This is a genomic window from Rathayibacter sp. VKM Ac-2803, assembly GCF_009807175.1.
Lineage (GTDB): Bacteria > Actinomycetota > Actinomycetes > Actinomycetales > Microbacteriaceae > Rathayibacter.
This window is the reverse complement of record NZ_WUCD01000001.1, coordinates 764,374-780,120: the sequence shown is the minus strand read 5'-3', so window position 1 is coordinate 780,120 and position 15,747 is coordinate 764,374. Positions and strand designations below refer to the sequence as shown.

Here is a 15,747-nt window from a genome sequence, read left to right as displayed (position 1 = left end):
TCAGGCCACCCCTTCCACGCTCAGCTGGGATTCGACGATCTCGCGGTAGGTCGCGTTCGTCTCGAGGAGCTCGTCGTGCGTGCCGCGGCCGACGATGCGGCCGGCGTCGAGGACGACGATGCTGTCGGCGTGCCGGATGGTCGAGACCCGCTGGGCGACGATGATCACCGTCGCGTCGGTGGTGGCGTCGGCGAGGGACTCGCGCAGCCGCGCGTCGGTCGCGACGTCGAGCGCCGAGAACGAGTCGTCGAAGAGGAACACCTTCGGCCGGGCGACGAGCGCCCGCGCGATGCAGAGCCGCTGCCGCTGCCCGCCCGAGACGTTGGTGCCGCCCTGCGAGACGGGCTCGTCGAGCCCGCGCTCCTTGGCCCGGACGAAGTCCTCGCCCTGGGCGATGCGCAGCGCCTCCCACAGCTCGGCGTCGGTCGCGTCGGGCCGCCCGAAGCGGAGGTTGGAGGCGATGGTGCCCGAGAAGAGGTAGGGCCGCTGGGGCACGAGCCCGATCACCCGCGCGAGCTGGGCGCGGTCGAGGGAGGAGACGGGGACGCCGTCGATGCCGACCGAGCCCTGCTGCGGGTCGAACAGGCGCGGCACGAGGCCGAGCAGGGTGGTCTTGCCGGCTCCCGTCGACCCGACGATGGCGGTCGTGCGGCCGGGCTCGGCCACCAGGTCGACGCCCGAGAGCACGGGCCGCTCGGCGCCCGGGTAGCCGAAGGTGACGCCCGAGAACTCGACGCGACCGGTGGTCGGCGTCGCCACGCCTCCGGCCGGGGTCGTCAGGCTGGTGCGCGCGTCGAGGACCTCCTTGATGCGCTCGGCGCAGACCACCGCGCGCGGGATCATCATCACCATGAAGACGCCCATCATCACCGCCGTGAGGATCTGCAGGAGGTACTGCAGGAAGGCCGTCAGCGACCCGATCTGCATCTGACCGGCCTCGACCCGCTGGCCGCCGAACCAGAGCACGGCCGCGGTGGCGAGGTGCAGGATCATCATGATCGCCGGGAACATCAGCACGAAGATGTTGCCGACCTTGATCGACACCTCGGTGATGGCCGCGTTGGCGCGGCGGTAGCGCTCGGACTCGAAGGGCTCGCGGACGAACGCCCGGACGACGCGGATGCCGGTGATCTGCTCGCGCAGGACGCTGTTGATGCCGTCGATGCGGTCCTGCATGAGGCGGAACAGCGGCAGCAGGAGGAAGACCAGGACGCCGACCACGACGAACAGCAGCGGGACCGAGACCCAGACCAGCCACGAGAGGCCGGCGTCCTCGCGCAGGGCGAAGATGATTCCTCCGACGCACATGATCGGCGCGGACACCATGAAGTTGAGTGTCATCAGCACGAGCATCTGCACCTGCTGGACGTCGTTGGTGCCGCGGGTGATGAGGGTGGCCGTGCCGAACCCGCCCACCTCGAGGCCGCTGAGCGAGTCGACGCGGCGGTAGACGTCGCGGCGCAGGTCGCGGCCGACGGCCATGGCGGTGCGGGCGCCGAAGTAGACGCCTCCGATCGCGGTGACGACCTGCACGAGGCAGACGCCGAGCATGGTCGCGCCGGTCGCCCAGATGAAGTCGGTGTCGCCCCGGCCGATGCCCTGGTCGATGATCTCGGCGTTGAGGCTCGGCAGGTAGAGCGCGGCCAGCGTCGAGACGAGCTGCAGCACGACGACCGCGACCACCCAGCGGGTGTAGGGCTTCGCGTACGAGGACGCGAGACGGAGCAGGATCATGGGTCCTCCGGACAGGAGCGGAGCGGGGAGGGGGCAGCCGAGGAGCGGCTCGCACGGGACGACAGGGACCGGTGGTGCGGGTCGAGCGGCGCGGGAGGACGGGCCGTTCGGGGACGGCGCAAGACAACCATCGACCACCGACACGGGAAGTGCAATCCGCCGCCCGGCTGATCGTCGACGGCGTGCGGAGGTTCGTGTCGGCGGCGGCTCCTACACTCGCAGGATGCGCATCGCCACCTGGAACGTGAACTCCATCCGCGCCCGCACGGGGCGCGTCGTCGACTGGCTGGTGCGCGAGGACATCGACGTCCTCGCGATGCAGGAGCTCAAGTGCAAGCCCGAGCAGTTCCCGCACGAGGCCTTCGCCGCCGCGGGCTACCACGTCGAGATGGTCGGCCTCAGCCAGTGGAACGGCGTCGGCATCGCCTCCCGCCTCCCGATGGAGGACGTCGCGATCGGCTTCCCCGGCATGCCCGGCTTCGCGAAGGAGCCCTCGGCCGACGGCACCTTCCCGCTCGAGGCCCGGGCGATCGGCGCGACGGTGGACGGCGTCCGGATCTGGAGCCTCTACGTGCCCAACGGCCGCGCGGTCGGCGACCCGCACTGGTACTACAAGCTCGAGTGGTTCGCGGCCCTCGAGGCGAGCACGCGCGAGTGGCTCGCGGCCGAGCCCGATCTGCCGCTGGCGCTGGTCGGCGACTGGAACGTCGCTCCGCTCGACAGCGACGTCGGCGACCCGACGCTCGGCCCCGGATCCACCCATGTCTCGCCCGAGGAGCGCGCGGCCTTCGCCGCCTTCGTGGACGCCGGCCTGCGCGACGTGGTCCGCCCCCTGGTGCCGGAGGGCTACACCTACTGGGACTACAAGCAGCTGCGCTTCCCTCGCAACGAGGGCCTGCGGATCGACTTCGTGCTCGGCTCGCACGCGTTCGGGGAGCTCGTCACGGGCGCCTCGATCCACCGCGACGAGCGCAAGGGCGACGCCCCGAGCGACCACGTGCCGGTGGTCGTCGATCTCGACCTCGAGACGACCCTCGACGACGACCGACCGATGATCTTCTGAGCATGGCGTCGTCGAAGAAGAAGCGGGCGAACGCCCCCGCGACCCCGCGCCCCGCGAGCAGGCCGGTCGTGTCGCGCGAGCACGACGAGCTCCGCACCGAGGCGTACCGCTCGGTCCGCGAGACCTTCGCGGCCGGGCGCCCTCGCCGCCGGCGCTGGGACCTGGTGCTCTCGGTCCTCGGCTGCCTCGCGCTCGGCCTGCTCTGCGTGGTCCTCGGCTACCTCGCGGCGATCCTCGCCGTCTTCCCGGCGCAGTGCGAGGGGCGGAACATCGCCTGCGACTTCGACCGGATCGACTGGGGCGTCTCGATCGCGCTGATCGGCCCGCCGCTCCTGACGCTGATCGGCGTCGGCGTGACGATCGTGCGCTACCTCGTCGGTCGCCGCGTGTTCTGGATCCCGATCGTCGCGTTCGCGCTGTGCGTCGGCACGGCGTTCCTCGCCTCCTGGCTCGTCACCAGCTCGATCCCCGGCTCGGCGCTGGTCTGAGAGCACCGGTCGGCGGCGGGTCGAGAGGACCCGCCGCACCGGTCAGCCGGCGCAGCTCGGGTCGTCCGCGAGGGTCACGTCGGTCTTGTTGATCATCGGGGTGACGCGCAGCACCTGCTCGCCGAACCCGGAGGTGGTGCCGCCGTCGAAGTTCACGGTGAGCGTGTCGGACTGGCCGGGAGCGAGCTGCACGGTCACCTTCGACACCGGCCGGCCGAGGTCGTCGGTCGTCCCGATCACGGTCCCGACTCCTCCGGCCCAGGTGGCACCGGTGACGGTGGTGCCGGGAGGGCCGTAGACGTACACGTTCGTCACGAAGTCGCCGAGGGGGATGCTCCCGCGCCCGCCGTTCGCCGCGACGTACGACGGCAGCGTGCGCGCCACCTTCTCGGTGATCGTGTTCGTCAGCGTGACCTGCGTCGAGAAGGTCGCTCCGGAGGCGGCGCAGCGGTTCGCGCTGGACTGCGTCACGGCGGTGTCGAGGTAGTAGTCCATCTTCGAGCCGATCGACGCGTCCTGGAAGAACACTCCGGTCGTCGTCGTGTCGGAGTTGTCGGCCGGCAGCACGCCCGCGATCGGGGTCGGGGCGAGCAGCGCCTGCTCGTCGGGGTCGGTGCTGTAGGCCAGGATCCGGCTCTCGCCGACGGCCTTCACGATCGCCGGCAGCATCTTCGTGGGCTCCATGTCGCCGCCGAGGATCTTGCCGAGGATGGTCGCGCTCGCGTCCGAGAAGAAGAGGTCGGTCTGCTCGCCGACGGTCTCGTCCGGGTAGCGGAAGTAGACCTTGTTGAGCAGGATCGACACCGCGTTCTCGCTCGTGAGCTCGGTGCCGTCGGTCACCGTGACGGGCCCGGTGGAGGCGAGGAGGTAGGACAGGGCGACCGGGTCGATCGCCATCACTCCGTCGATCTTCTGGTCGGGGAACTTCTGCGCCCAGAACTGCGTGGCGATCGAGGAGGCCGTCGGGAAGTCGGGCCGGCTGGTCGAGACGTTGAAGGTCGACGCCAGGTTGGCGCCGAAGGTGTCGAGAGCGCTCTGGTCGACCGTGACCGACTCGAGGCCCCTGAAGTCCCGGCTCGACAGCTGCTCGCCGATCGTGATCGCCCCGCCGTCGACGTTCAGCTGCATGACCGAGGAGGCGCCGCCTCCGAGGGCCTGCGACTCGGCCAGGTTCTGGAAGAGCACGAGGTAGCTGCGCGGCCCGCTCGCACCCAGGGCGTCGGGCAGGATCGCCGTGAGCGGCTCGACCTGGTCCATCGCCTTAGTCGCGGTCTCGAGCTGCGGAGCGAACGAGTCGATCGCGTCGGCGACCTGCGGCACCAGCGCGCCGCGGTCGATGCCGTCGACACGGGCCTGCGCCTCGTCGACGACTCCCTTGGCGGTGGTGATCTTCGCGGAGAGATCGGTGATCGCCGCGACGTCGACCCTGCCGTCGACCGGCTTGAGGATGTCGAGCGAGGTCCCCGCGAGCGGAGTGACGATCTTGCCCGAGACGTCGTCGGCGATCTCGGTCGCGGCCCGCACGGCCGAGAGGTTGGGGCCGAGGAAGGGGACGATCTCCATCACCCGCCACACCGGGTCGTCCGTCTCGTCGCGCGCCTCGCCGGTGAGGGTCGCGATCTGGCCGGCCGTCGACTCGGCTCCCGCGGTGTCGAACCCGGTCAGCTGGTCGGCGACCTGCGAGACGAGCGGGATGGCCGAGGTGAGCTTGGCGCGCACCGTCATCGCCTTGTCGTAGGTCTGGATCGCGAGGAACACCGCGACGATCGCGCCGATCAGGAGGACCAGCAGGATCGACAGCGTGATCCAGAGGCCCCGGCGTCGGCGTCGGGGCTGTCCGGAGGCGCGGCGAGAGGAGGTCGTCGTGGTGCTCATTCGAGAGAGCCTAAGCGACGGGCGGTCCGGGGGCGCGGTGCGGGTGCCCGGGCGCTCACCCCAGGAGGAGCGACACGGCGATCAGCACCGGCACGGCCGCGACCGTCGTGACCAGAGCCGTGTCGCGCGCGACGGCGACGCCCCGGTCGTACCGCGAGGCGAAGTTGAAGATGTTCTGCGCGGTCGGCAGCGCGGCCGTCACGGTGACGGCGAAGAGGTGCTCGGCGTCGAGATCGAAGACGAAGCGGCCGAGCAGCCAGGCGACGGCCGGCATGACCAGCGCCTTGAGCGTGGACGCCACGACGACCTCGATCCTGGCCGGTCCCGCCTCGAGCGGGCGCTGCCCGCGGAGCGACATCCCGAACGCCATCAGCACCAGGGGGATGGAGGCGTTGCCGATGATCGAGAACGGCTCGAGCACCGGCGCCGGCAGCTGCACGCCGGTCACGGCGACCAGCAGCCCCAGCCCCGAGGCGATGATCATCGGGTTCCGGAGCGGCTGCGTCAGGATCGAGCCCACCGAGGTCCTGCCGCTGGTCGAGATGTCGAGCACCGTGAGGACGGTGGGCGCGAGCACGAGCAGCTGCAGGAGCAGGGTCGGCGCGACCCACTGCGGATCGCCGAGCACGTAGATCGCGACCGGGAGCCCGATGTTGTTGGCGTTGACGTAGGCCGAGGCGGCGGTGCCGACGACCGTCTCGGGCACCGGCCGGCGGAAGAAGAGGCGCGAGGCGAGCACGTAGAGCACGGCGACGATCGCGACCGTGATCAGCGACACCAGGAGGAAGGAGGAGAACAGCACCGACACGTCGGCCTTCGCGAGCACCGTGAAGAGCAGGGCCGGGGTGGTGACGAAGAAGGCGATGCGCGAGAGCACCGCGCGTCCCTCCGGCGGCACGAGGCCGAATCGGGCGATCAGGTAGCCGACCGCGATGACCACTCCGATGATCGCGAAACCGGTGAGCACTCCCTCCGTGATGTCCTCCGATGTCCGATGCGTCGGTGACCCAGCCTAGGAGCCGTTGCACCCGGCCGGGCGCGCGCCTACCGTGGCCCCATGCCGCATCTCGAGGTCCCGGGCGCGAGCCTGCACTGGGAGGCGGACGGCCACGCCTCCGCTCCCGCCCTTCTGCTCGCGCACGCGGGCATCGCCGATCTGCGGATGTGGGATCCGCTGGTCTCCGCTCTCGCCGAGGACCACCAGGTGATCCGCTACGACAGCCGCGGCTTCGGCGGGACGACCACCGAGAGCGTCGAGTTCGACGAGCGCGCCGACGCTCTCGCGGTGCTCGATCACCTCGGCGTCGAGCGCGCGACCGTGATCGGCTGCTCGCGCGGCGGCTCGCTCGTGCTCGACCTGACCCTCGCCCACCCCGACCGCGTCGCGGGCCTCGTCACGATCGCGCCGGGCGTCGACGGATTCCCGTACCCCGATCTGACGGAGGAGGAGGACCGGCGGTTCGACGAGATCGACCAGGTCGTGAAGACGGGCGATCACGAGCGCGTGGCCCGGATGGAGGCGGAGCTCTGGGCCTTCGGGCCCGACCGCGTCGCGGAGTCGCTCGACCCCGCCTTCGTCGAGACGGTGCGCGAGCTCGCGACCGGGAGCCGGGGCCACGAGCACGAGAAGCCGAGATCGATCGCCCTCGAGCCGCCGGCGTACGAGCGGGTCGTCGACATCGCGGTGCCGACCCTCGTCGTGATCGGCGCGCACGACCTCTCGGAGTCGTTCCCCGTCTACGAGTACCTCGCCACCGCGATCCCCGGGGCGGACGGCGCGGTCTTCCAGGCCGCGGCGCACCTCCCGAGCGTCGAGCTGCCGGAGGAGTTCCTGCGGGTGCTCCGGCCGTGGCTCGTCGAGCACGGTCTCTGAGGCCCGGCTCACCGTTTCTCGGAGGAGCGGACCGCGTACTTCACGACGGCCGTCGGGAACGGCTCGGGCACCGGCGCCACCGGACTCAGGCCGGTGCCTGCGCCGAGGAGGACGGCCAGTGCGAGACCGATCGCGGCACAGGCCGCCTGCCCGGGGCCCCGCTCCGGCGGGGGACGGTACTCGTGCACGGGTGACCGTCAGACGCGCAGGACGCTCACGCGGGACGGCCGGGTGGTGCCCATGACGCGATCCCCCGCCGTCCGATCCGCTCGCACTGGAAGGTTCCGGTGCGAGAAGGTCCGGGAATCCCCTGACCCATACACGGATGGTAGGCCGGGGAGGCGTTGCTCCGCCTGGTGGCGCGGGACGTCGCCCCGTGTCGGCGGAGCGCTGCTACGCCACCGCCGCCAGGTCGAACGCCCAGTCGTGGTGGAGGCTCGGCGGCTCGCCCAGCTCGACGAGGTCGATGCGATCGAAGCCGGCCTCGACGCACAGCGCGTTGTCCTCCGCGTCATCCGTGTCGACGTAGGCGTGCACGAAGCGGGGCACGGGGAACGCCGCCGCCTCGGCGAGCAGCAGCCGCAGTGAGCGGACGGCGATTCCGCGCCGTCTCGCCTCGGGAGCGAGCGTCCAGCTCGTCTCGTAGGCCAGCAGGCCACGACTGCGGCCGTACCAATAGCCGATGGAGCCGACGCAGTGCCCGTCGAGCTCGATCGCGTAGAAGAACTCCGTCCCCTCCGCCCAACCGCGCAGGTAGCGGTCGTGCCGGAGGCGGAGGTCGCTCTCTGTCTCGAGTCCCGCTCCCGACTCCGCGAAGACGCTGCGGAGTGCGGCGGGGTCCGCCTGCGGCCAGGGCAGGAGGCGGAGGGTCTCGGACTGCTGATCGATGCTGATTGTTCTGCGGTCGCTTCCGGGTTCGGGTCCCGTCACGCGCTCCGATCCTCTCTCTCAGGATGGCTCGTCGATCGTGCCGCTCCGCCAGGTCTTCGGAGCGGGCATCCGATCGGATGGCTGCACTCGGGATGCAACCGCGATGTCGACCCATCCTCGTCCCGCGGTGGCGGGGCGGAATGGGATCAGACGAATCTAGCCCCGGATGGGGGGTCGATGGCTGCGAGTGTCCTGGTGATCCCCCTCGCGCACCGGAGTCGTGCGCCGCTGCCGCCGAGCGCGCCGCATCGCTCCGGGTGAACGCAACAAAAGCGCGTGCGCGCGGCCATACGCTCGGAGTCGGGCCGCATCGGGCCCGTTCCACCGGGCAATACGAGCGTGAGGAGGATCACCATGTCGCCATTCGTGCAGAGCACCGTCGTCGGAGAACCCGAGGTCGTCGAGGACCGCGTCGAGTCCTCCTCCGCCTGGCTCGACCTCAAGGCGGCCGCCACCGCCCTCCAGCCGCTGCAGGCCCAGGACGGGTCGCTCGCCGATCAGGACCGGCTCCCGGAGGCGCGCGCCGCGGTCGAGCGGATCGTCGGCGCCGTCGAGGCCCTCGCCCCCGCGTTCCCCCACGACTCCGCCTACCTCTCCGCGCTGGTCGTCGACCTCGAGCGCTGGAGCCGCGACGGCCTCGGCGTCCCCGACTTCCTCGACTCGCTGCAGGCCTTCCAGCCGCAGCTCGACCGCGTCGACGGCCGGCGGCACCTCGTCGTCTTCCCGATGTACACCCAGAACGGCAGCCGCGACCGGCATGTCGAGGCGGTCCTCGTCGAGGTGGTCTGGCCGCGCTTCGTGGCCGAGCTCGAGGCCGGTGACTACTCGAACGCGATGTTCGTGCCGGTGCGGTTCGTCGACTTCACCGCCGGCTACGACACCGACAGCGCCGTGCTCTTCCCCGAGACGGTCGCGATGCGGGCGATCCCCTCCTTCACCTGGGGAGCGATCTTCGCCGACCGCGAGGCCGCCCGGTTCCGCCGGGTCGTCACCGCGGCGGCGGCGGTCACCCGCCTCGAGCTGCCCGAGGACGCCCGGCGACTGCTCGCCGACCAGCGCCTGGCCGAGGAGTCGTTCGTGATGTGGGACCTCATCCACGACCGCACGCACATGCGCGGCGATCTGCCGTTCGACCCGTTCATGATCAAGCAGCGGATGCCGTTCTTCCTCTACTCGCTCGAGGAGCTGCGCTGCGACCTCACCGCGTTCCGCGAGGCCGTCGCGATCGAGCGCGGGCTCGCCCTGATCGAGGGGCGGAGCGACGAGGAGGAGGCGCTCGCCGAGCGCGCGCGCTTCGTGCAGTACGCGATCCTCTTCGACCGCCTCTTCCGGTTCCCGCTGACCGGCTCGCGGGTGCGCAACTACGACGGCCTGGGCGGTCAGCTGCTGTTCGCGTGGCTGCACCAGCACCGGGTGCTGCACTGGACCGACACCCGGCTCGCCGTCGAGTGGGACGGGGTCGCCGACGTCGTCGTGGCGCTCTCGGACGCGATCGACGAGCTGTACTGGCGCTCCATCGACCGGCCGAAGACGGCGCACTGGCTGGCGGCGCACGCGCTGATCGCCTCCGTGCTCACGCCGCACCCCGCCTCGGCGTGGGCCCGCGGACTGCCGGACGAGGTGCTTCTGGGCGCCCCGCGGGGGCTGACGGACGCGGTACTGGACGACGAGTTCCCGCTGTCGATGTTCTACGAGGCCCTCGGCAAGAAGATGACCGACGTGATCGCGTCGACGGCGGGGATCACCGGGCGCAGCTGAGCGACTCCTGGCGTCACGGACCCGTCGCTCGCCGATGGCCGTCGGATAGCGTGGACACCATGTCCCGTGCCGCCGTCGTCGACCCCTTCGCCGCGGGCTGGGCGCGGCGGCCGCCGAGTCGCGCGAACCACGTGCGCGACGCGATCGGCGCGGGCGTCCTGCTCGTGGCGACCCTCGCCTCCGTCGCCCTGTACACCTCGGCCGGCTTCCCGGACGCGGCCCACCCCCTGGTCAGTGCGGGGTGGGCCGGCGCCATGACGCTGCCGCTGGCGCTGCGGAGGCGGTTCCCGGCGACCGTCGCGATCCTCCTCGCCGTCGTCTACACGCTCGGGCTCGTGCTGCAGGTGCCCGAGTCGCTGTTCAACCAGATCTGCCTGTTCCTCGCGATCTACACGGTCGGCGCGTGGGGACGCGACCGGCGGGTGGCGCTGCTCGTGCGCATCCTCATCGCCGTCGCCCTGCTCGGCTGGCTGGTGAGCACCCTCGTCACCGGCGACTGGATGGGGCGCGCCGTGCCGTCCTCCGACTCGTCGGGCGTGCTCTCGCCCTACGTGGCCGAGTCGGCGCTGGTGCTGCTGGTCAACCTGCTCTACTTCGGCAGCGCCTACGTCTTCGGCGAGGCGTCGTGGCAGTCGGCGCGCCGCCTCGAGGCCCTCCAGGCCCGCACCGCCGAGCTCGACGACGAGCGGGAGCGATCCTCGCGGCAGGCCGTGACGTCGGAGCGCCTCCGGATCGCCCGCGAGCTGCACGACGTCGTCGCCCACCACGTCAGCGTGATGGGCGTGCAGGCCGGCGCCGCCCGACGCGTGCTGGCGCGCGACCCCGAGAAGGCCGCCCGCTCGCTCAGCGCGATCGAGAACGACGCGCGCTCGGCCATCGAGGAGCTGCACCGCATCCTGGTCGCCCTGCGCACGGAGGAGGTCACCGCGAGCCCGCTGACCGACTCCGCCTCGACGAGGGGCGTCGCGGCGCTCGAGGAGCTCGTCGCCGCCTCGACCGGCTCCGGGCTGCCGACGGTGTTCCGCGAGTCGGGCGACGCGCGCGAGATCCCGGCGACCGTCGGCCTGAGCCTCTACCGCATCGCCCAGGAGTCGCTGACGAACGTCCGCAAGCACGCCGGCCCGGGCGCGCACGCCGAGGTGCGCCTGCGCTACCTCCCCGGGGCGGTCGAGCTCGAAGTGGCCGACGACGGGGGCACCGGACCGCACCCGACCGTCCCCGCCTCGTGCGGCCTCGGCCAGACCGGCATGCGCGAGCGCGCCGCCGCGGTGGGCGGCTGGGTCGAGACGGGCCCGCACGACGGCGGGTACCGCGTGCACGCGCATGTCCCGCTGACCCCCGTCCGCGGCATCGACGGAGAGGACACGGCCGAGGCGGTAGCGTCGTCCGGGGCGTCGAGGGGGCGCCAGGATCGAGCGAGCGGGGGCCGCGCATGACCGAGGACATCCGCGTCCTCCTGGTGGACGACCAGGAGCTCGTCCGTGCCGGGTTCCGCATCATCCTCGAGTCCGAGCCGGGCATCGTCGTCGTCGGCGAGGCCCGCACCGGCCGCGAGGCCATCGACCGCGCCGCCGAGCTGTGCCCGGACGTCATCTGCATGGACGTCCAGATGCCGGGCCTGGACGGCCTCGCCGCGACCCGCGAGATCGTCAAGGATCCGCGCCTGTGCTCGAGCGTGCTGATCCTCACCACCTTCGATCGCGACGACTACCTCTTCGATGCGCTGTCGGCCGGCGCGAGCGGTTTCCTCCTCAAGAACGCGTCGCCGGAGGACCTCGTCGAGGCCGTGCAGGTCGTCGCGCGCGGCGACGCGATGCTGGCGCCCGACGTGACGCGCCGCGTGCTCGAGCGCTTCACCGCCGATCCGGCCCGGCCGGCCGCCGATCACCCGGGCATCGCCGAGCTCACCGATCGCGAGCGCGAGGTCCTGGTGCACCTGGCGCGCGGCTGGTCGAACGCCGAGATCGCGGCGGAGCTGTTCGTCGGCGAGGCGACCGTGAAGACGCACGTCTCGAAGATCCTGATGAAGCTGAGGGTGCGCGACCGCATCCAGGCGGTCGTGTTCGCCTACGAGCACGGGATCGCGGTGCCGGGGCGGTCGTAGGGCCTGTCGGCGGATACCGGGGCTCAGCGGCGGGGCGCCTGCACGCGCGGCGGGACCCGGCGGACGAACTCCATCCGGATGTCGGGCGCGATCTTGCGGTCGAGCACGACGGTCATGTAGCGCCCGTCGACCCGGGCGCCGATGGCGATCACGTCGGGATCGGTGTCGACCCGGTAGCCGCGCAGCGCCTCCCCGTCGACGACGACCGGCACGCCTCGGACGACGTCCTCGTCGCGCAGTGCCGCGGCCACCACCGGCATCCCGCCGCGACGGGTGCGGACGCGGCCCGGGAACGTGTTGCGGAGCACGTCGCCCATGTGCGCGGCGAGACGCGACTCGAGGGGGCGGCTGCGCTCGGCGGGGATCGGCACGGAGGTGCGGACCGCCTCCCAGAGCACCGGGTACCGCATCCGGGTGACCTGGTCGACCATCCACGGCGGGAGGTGGTCGTTCTCGGCCCGCTCGATGGCGCGCTTCTGCTCGGGAGTGAGCGGCACCTGGTTGACGGGATCGGCGCGATTGCGCGGATTCCGGAAGAACGAGTACGAGAGGGAGATCTCGACGAACCGCCCGAGCGCCATGGTCTGGGCCGCCGCGAACTCCTCGAGGCGGGGCTGAGGAGCGAACGTGACGACCGGGTCGCCGAAGCGAGCCGCGATCTCGTCCACCCCGGGCGGGGCGGGCATGTCGCGAACGGCCCCCGAAGTGTCCATGCGCATAGGACAAGAGTGGCCTGCCGCCCAGCCGATACCAACTTCTTGACGGCAATCGGCTCCCGGGTCATGAGACGTCCACTCCTCCACCACGCGACGGAGGGGCGCGGAACGCGTCGGGGACCTGCCCGGCGAGGGGCTGCGAAGATGGGGGAATGAGCACTCTGCACGATCCGGACCTCCGCGGCTTCGCCTCCGACAACTACTCCGGCGTGCACGAGGAGGTGCTCGCGGCGATCGCGGCCGCCAACGGCGCGCACCAGATCGCGTACGGCGAGGACGTCTACACCGAGCGGCTCCAGGAGGCGTTCCGCCGCGAGTTCGGCGAGCAGGCGCAGGCGTTCCCCGTCTTCAACGGGACCGGAGCGAACGTCACCGGGCTGCAGTCGATGCTGCCCCGCTGGGGCGCCGTGGTGTCGGCCGGCACCGCGCACATCAACTCCGACGAGGGAGGCGCCCCCGAGAAGGTCGGCGGGATCAAGATCCTCACCGTCGACACCCCCGACGGCAAGCTCACCCCCGCGCTCGTCGACGAACAGGCGTGGGGGTTCGGCGACGAGCACCGCGCCCAGCCGCTCGTCGTCTCGATCACGCAGTCGACCGAGCTCGGCACCGTCTACACGCCCCAGGAGGTGCGGGCGCTCGCCGACCACGCGCACTCCCGCGGGATGCGGCTGCACATGGACGGCGCGCGGATCGCGAACGCGGCGGCGGCGCTGGGCGGCTCGCTCCGCTCGTTCACGACCGATGCGGGTGTCGACGTGCTGTCGTTCGGCGGGACGAAGAACGGCATGCTGCTCGGCGAGGCGATCGTGGTGCTCGATCCCGACGCGTCCAGCGGGCTGACGTTCCTCCGCAAGACCAACATGCAGCTGTCGTCGAAGATGCGCTTCATCTCGGCGCAGCTCCTCGCGATGCTGGGCGACGGCTCCGGGGAGGCGCTGTGGCTGCGCTCGGCGCGGCACGCGAACTCGATGGCGGCGCGCCTCCGCTCGCACCTCGACGAGGCCGTGGCGGCCGGGCGGATCCGCGGACTGGCGTTCACGCAGCCGACCCACGCGAACGCGGTGTTCGCCACCCTGCCCGCGGGCGTGGCCGACCGCCTCCGGGAGGGCTACCGCTTCTACGACTGGAACCCGGCGACCGGCGAGGTGCGCTGGGTCTGCTCGTTCGACACCACCGAGGCCGACATCGACGCCTTCACGGCGGCGATCGAGCGCGAGCTGGCCGCGTGAGGCTCCGGGCGGTCGCCGCGGGCCTCGCGGTGCTCGTCGCGCTGGCGGGCTGCACGGCCGCGGAGCCGATCACGAGCCCCACGGCCAGCGCGACTCCGACCGCCACCGCCTCCTCGCGGCTCGACTGCGACGAACTGCTTCCCGTGGGGCGCGCGTCGGCCGCCCTCGCCGTGCCGTCGAGCGATCTCGAGGGGACCCGCGAGGTCGCCGTCCGCGGCTCGTCCGAGCTGATCCGCGAGGCCGCGCAGGAGAACGGCGGGCTGCTCGCCTGCTCCTGGTACCGGGAGGACGGCGCGGCGTCGATCACCGCCTCGGCCCTCGAGGACGCGGCCGAGGCGTTCGCGGCGGCGGCGCACCCGGGAACACGGCTCGCGACCGACGTCGAGGCCTACAGCGCGTGCGCCGACACCCTGTGCGACGTCGACCTCCTCGCCGGGACGACCTGGGTCACGATCGAGCTCACGGAGGCGCCGGCCGACGCCGACCTCGCCGCCCTCGTCTCCGAGACGGCGGACGCCGCGAGCGGGAGGCTCGACGAGCCGATCACCGCCGACACTCCGGTCTGCGCCGACCTGCTCACGGCCGAGGAGCTCACGACGACCGCGGGGCTCGCCCAGGCGACGCCCGGCGCCGGCACGGAGGGCGCCGCCCCGGCGACCGCGCCGGCCGCGGCCGCCGCCCGGGCGGGATACGCCTCCTGCACCTGGACCGACCCGACCAGCAGCACCTACGCGGGGCTGAGCGTCGACGTGCTGCCGAACGGCGTGGAGGGCTGGCAGAACCTGTCGCTGACCTCCGGGCTCGCGATCCCGCTGACGCCGCTCGACGGGCTCGGCGACCGGGCGCTCTCGGGCTGCGGAGGCGGCTCGTGCGAGATCGACCTGGTCGCCGACTCGGTCTGGTGGCGCGTGCAGGTCACGGGCGACGCCGCGCGGGCCGACGCGGTCGCCCGCGCCCTGATCGGCTGAGCGCGCCGGGTCAGGCCCGCCAGTACTCGTACCAGGAGGACTCGCGGCAGCCGAGCGAGGCGTAGAGGCGGCGGGCCCCGGCGTTGTCGGCGAGCACCTGCAGCCAGAAGCGCTCGCCGCGCGCGCGCTCGAGCAGGGTGCGGACGACCGCGGAGGCGTGCCCGCGCCGGCGCGCGTCGGGGCGCGTCGCCAGCGCGAAGAGCCCGCTCCACTGCTCGCCGTCGGGAGCCGCGACGTGGGCGAGCCGCCCGCAGGCCGCGGGGCCGCTCTCGTCGCGCAGCAGGGCGTAGGAGGAGTCGCAACCCGCGAGGATCCGCTGGGCGACGTCGCGCTCGGCCGCCCCGCCCCGGCCGTCGACCGACCACCAGAGCGACATCCAGTCGTCGTCGGGGACCGCGCAGGCCTCGATGCCGGCCTCCGGGAGCGCGGCGAGCGCCTCCGCCACCGAGCCGGTGAGGATCAGCGTGCGGTCGTGGGGCTCGTAGCCGCGGGTGGCGAGGAGGTCGGGCAGGTCTGCGGGATCGCTGGCGGGGCCGAGCTGGAAGAGCGGGGGGATCCCGCGGTCCCGGGCGAACTCCTCCGCTTCTGCGATGGCCCGCGCGACGTCGGGGACGGGGCCCGAGGTGAGCACGGAGTTGGCGCGCTTGGTGACTCCGGAGGCGGCGCGCAGCTGCCAGCCGTCGAGGTCGCGTCGCTCGAGCGGCGGCCAGGCGGCGGAGGCGAGGTGGTCGAGGAGGCGCGCATCCATCCGTCCACGGTATCCGGCGTCGGGGTGCACCTTCGGCTCGTGGAAACACGTTCGGCTCGCAGGAACTCGCGGATTTCGCGAGCCGAATGGGATTCCGCGAGCCGGAGACAGCTGCCGGGCGAGTTCGGCTCGTGGGAACACCTTCGGCTCGCGAGATGCGCCGGATTCGACGAGCCGAACGCGATCCTGCGAGCCGGAGATGACGCTCGACGACGTTCGGCTCGCGGAAACACGTCCGGCTCGCAGGATCCGGCGGAT

General features: G+C 72.2%; 14 protein-coding genes. 8 read left to right on the top strand and 6 right to left on the bottom strand.

Going from position 1 to position 15,747, the window contains the following annotated elements; translation table 11 throughout:
• Window positions 1-1,734, bottom strand: a complete 1,734-nt coding sequence (locus GRS96_RS03605; protein WP_159987743.1) for an ABC transporter ATP-binding protein — start codon at window positions 1,732-1,734, stop codon at window positions 1-3.
• 223 nt (window positions 1,735-1,957) lie between these two features.
• On the opposite strand from GRS96_RS03605, the gene GRS96_RS03600 reads away from it, so the two are divergent.
• Both GRS96_RS03600 and GRS96_RS03595 read left to right on the top strand, forming a co-directional pair.
• Window positions 1,958-2,797 carry an exodeoxyribonuclease III gene (locus GRS96_RS03600; RefSeq protein ID WP_159987742.1) on the top strand — a complete coding sequence of 280 codons (840 nt, stop codon included), beginning with the start codon at window positions 1,958-1,960 and terminating at the stop codon, window positions 2,795-2,797.
• Between the two features lie 2 nt (window positions 2,798-2,799).
• Complete coding sequence (locus tag GRS96_RS03595) at window positions 2,800-3,285, top strand: hypothetical protein (protein ID WP_159855785.1); 486 nt, start codon at window positions 2,800-2,802, stop codon at window positions 3,283-3,285.
• Between the two features lie 42 nt (window positions 3,286-3,327).
• On the opposite strand, the gene GRS96_RS03590 is transcribed toward GRS96_RS03595, so the two are convergent.
• Both GRS96_RS03590 and GRS96_RS03585 read right to left on the bottom strand, forming a co-directional pair.
• On the bottom strand, window positions 3,328-5,160 hold the full coding sequence (locus GRS96_RS03590) for a DUF4012 domain-containing protein (protein WP_159855787.1): 1,833 nt from the start codon (window positions 5,158-5,160) through the stop codon (window positions 3,328-3,330).
• Between the two features lie 55 nt (window positions 5,161-5,215).
• Entirely contained in the window at window positions 5,216-6,127 is a 912-nt protein-coding gene (locus GRS96_RS03585) for an AEC family transporter (RefSeq protein ID WP_235021922.1), read from the bottom strand.
• A gap of 90 nt (window positions 6,128-6,217) precedes the next feature.
• Between GRS96_RS03585 and GRS96_RS03580 the strand changes: the two genes are divergently transcribed.
• Complete coding sequence (locus tag GRS96_RS03580) at window positions 6,218-7,033, top strand: alpha/beta fold hydrolase (RefSeq protein WP_159987741.1); 816 nt, start codon at window positions 6,218-6,220, stop codon at window positions 7,031-7,033.
• 393 nt (window positions 7,034-7,426) lie between these two features.
• Here GRS96_RS03580 and GRS96_RS03575 read toward each other — a convergent pair whose 3' ends face one another.
• Window positions 7,427-7,963 (bottom strand): GNAT family N-acetyltransferase, encoded by a 537-nt coding sequence (locus GRS96_RS03575; protein ID WP_159987740.1) that lies wholly within the window; start codon window positions 7,961-7,963, stop codon window positions 7,427-7,429.
• Between the two features lie 354 nt (window positions 7,964-8,317).
• Between GRS96_RS03575 and GRS96_RS03570 the strand changes: the two genes are divergently transcribed.
• From GRS96_RS03570 to GRS96_RS03560, 3 genes are read left to right on the top strand one after another with little or no spacing between them, the layout of a single operon-like run.
• Entirely contained in the window at window positions 8,318-9,721 is a 1,404-nt protein-coding gene (locus GRS96_RS03570; protein WP_159855793.1) for a DUF6421 family protein, read from the top strand.
• A gap of 59 nt (window positions 9,722-9,780) precedes the next feature.
• Entirely contained in the window at window positions 9,781-11,157 is a 1,377-nt protein-coding gene (locus GRS96_RS03565; protein WP_159855795.1) for a sensor histidine kinase, read from the top strand.
• Window positions 11,154-11,825 (top strand): response regulator, encoded by a 672-nt coding sequence (locus GRS96_RS03560; protein WP_159855797.1) that lies wholly within the window; start codon window positions 11,154-11,156, stop codon window positions 11,823-11,825. Before GRS96_RS03565 ends, GRS96_RS03560 begins: the two co-directional genes overlap by 4 nt.
• 23 nt (window positions 11,826-11,848) lie before the next feature.
• Here GRS96_RS03560 and GRS96_RS03555 read toward each other — a convergent pair whose 3' ends face one another.
• Complete coding sequence (locus tag GRS96_RS03555) at window positions 11,849-12,538, bottom strand: hypothetical protein (protein ID WP_159855799.1); 690 nt, start codon at window positions 12,536-12,538, stop codon at window positions 11,849-11,851.
• Between the two features lie 155 nt (window positions 12,539-12,693).
• Here GRS96_RS03555 and GRS96_RS03550 point away from each other — a divergent pair, with 155 nt between their 5' ends.
• Window positions 12,694-13,773 (top strand): threonine aldolase family protein, encoded by a 1,080-nt coding sequence (locus GRS96_RS03550; RefSeq protein WP_159987739.1) that lies wholly within the window; start codon window positions 12,694-12,696, stop codon window positions 13,771-13,773.
• Window positions 13,770-14,741, top strand: coding sequence for a hypothetical protein (locus GRS96_RS03545; RefSeq protein ID WP_159987738.1), 972 nt, complete (start codon window positions 13,770-13,772; stop codon window positions 14,739-14,741). The genes GRS96_RS03550 and GRS96_RS03545 overlap by 4 nt, the downstream gene beginning before the upstream one ends.
• Before the next feature lie 10 nt (window positions 14,742-14,751).
• On the opposite strand, the gene GRS96_RS03540 is transcribed toward GRS96_RS03545, so the two are convergent.
• Window positions 14,752-15,489 (bottom strand): GNAT family N-acetyltransferase, encoded by a 738-nt coding sequence (locus GRS96_RS03540; protein ID WP_159987737.1) that lies wholly within the window; start codon window positions 15,487-15,489, stop codon window positions 14,752-14,754.
• Window positions 15,490-15,747 lie beyond the last annotated feature (258 nt).

What these genes read in the sequence shown, in the direction of transcription:
- GRS96_RS03565 (WP_159855795.1), top strand. Translation starts at nt 9,781, where the DNA reads ATGTCCCGTGCCGCCGTCGTCGACCCCTTCGCCGCGGGCTGGGCGCGG.
- GRS96_RS03570 (WP_159855793.1), top strand. Translation starts at nt 8,318, where the DNA reads ATGTCGCCATTCGTGCAGAGCACCGTCGTCGGAGAACCCGAGGTCGTC.
- GRS96_RS03580 (WP_159987741.1), top strand. Translation starts at nt 6,218, where the DNA reads ATGCCGCATCTCGAGGTCCCGGGCGCGAGCCTGCACTGGGAGGCGGAC.
- GRS96_RS03540 (WP_159987737.1), bottom strand. Translation starts at nt 15,489, where the DNA reads ATGGATGCGCGCCTCCTCGACCACCTCGCCTCCGCCGCCTGGCCGCCG.
- GRS96_RS03560 (WP_159855797.1), top strand. Translation starts at nt 11,154, where the DNA reads ATGACCGAGGACATCCGCGTCCTCCTGGTGGACGACCAGGAGCTCGTC.
- GRS96_RS03600 (WP_159987742.1), top strand. Translation starts at nt 1,958, where the DNA reads ATGCGCATCGCCACCTGGAACGTGAACTCCATCCGCGCCCGCACGGGG.
- GRS96_RS03605 (WP_159987743.1), bottom strand. Translation starts at nt 1,734, where the DNA reads ATGATCCTGCTCCGTCTCGCGTCCTCGTACGCGAAGCCCTACACCCGC.
- GRS96_RS03555 (WP_159855799.1), bottom strand. Translation starts at nt 12,538, where the DNA reads ATGGACACTTCGGGGGCCGTTCGCGACATGCCCGCCCCGCCCGGGGTG.
- GRS96_RS03590 (WP_159855787.1), bottom strand. Translation starts at nt 5,160, where the DNA reads ATGAGCACCACGACGACCTCCTCTCGCCGCGCCTCCGGACAGCCCCGA.
- GRS96_RS03550 (WP_159987739.1), top strand. Translation starts at nt 12,694, where the DNA reads ATGAGCACTCTGCACGATCCGGACCTCCGCGGCTTCGCCTCCGACAAC.
- GRS96_RS03595 (WP_159855785.1), top strand. Translation starts at nt 2,800, where the DNA reads ATGGCGTCGTCGAAGAAGAAGCGGGCGAACGCCCCCGCGACCCCGCGC.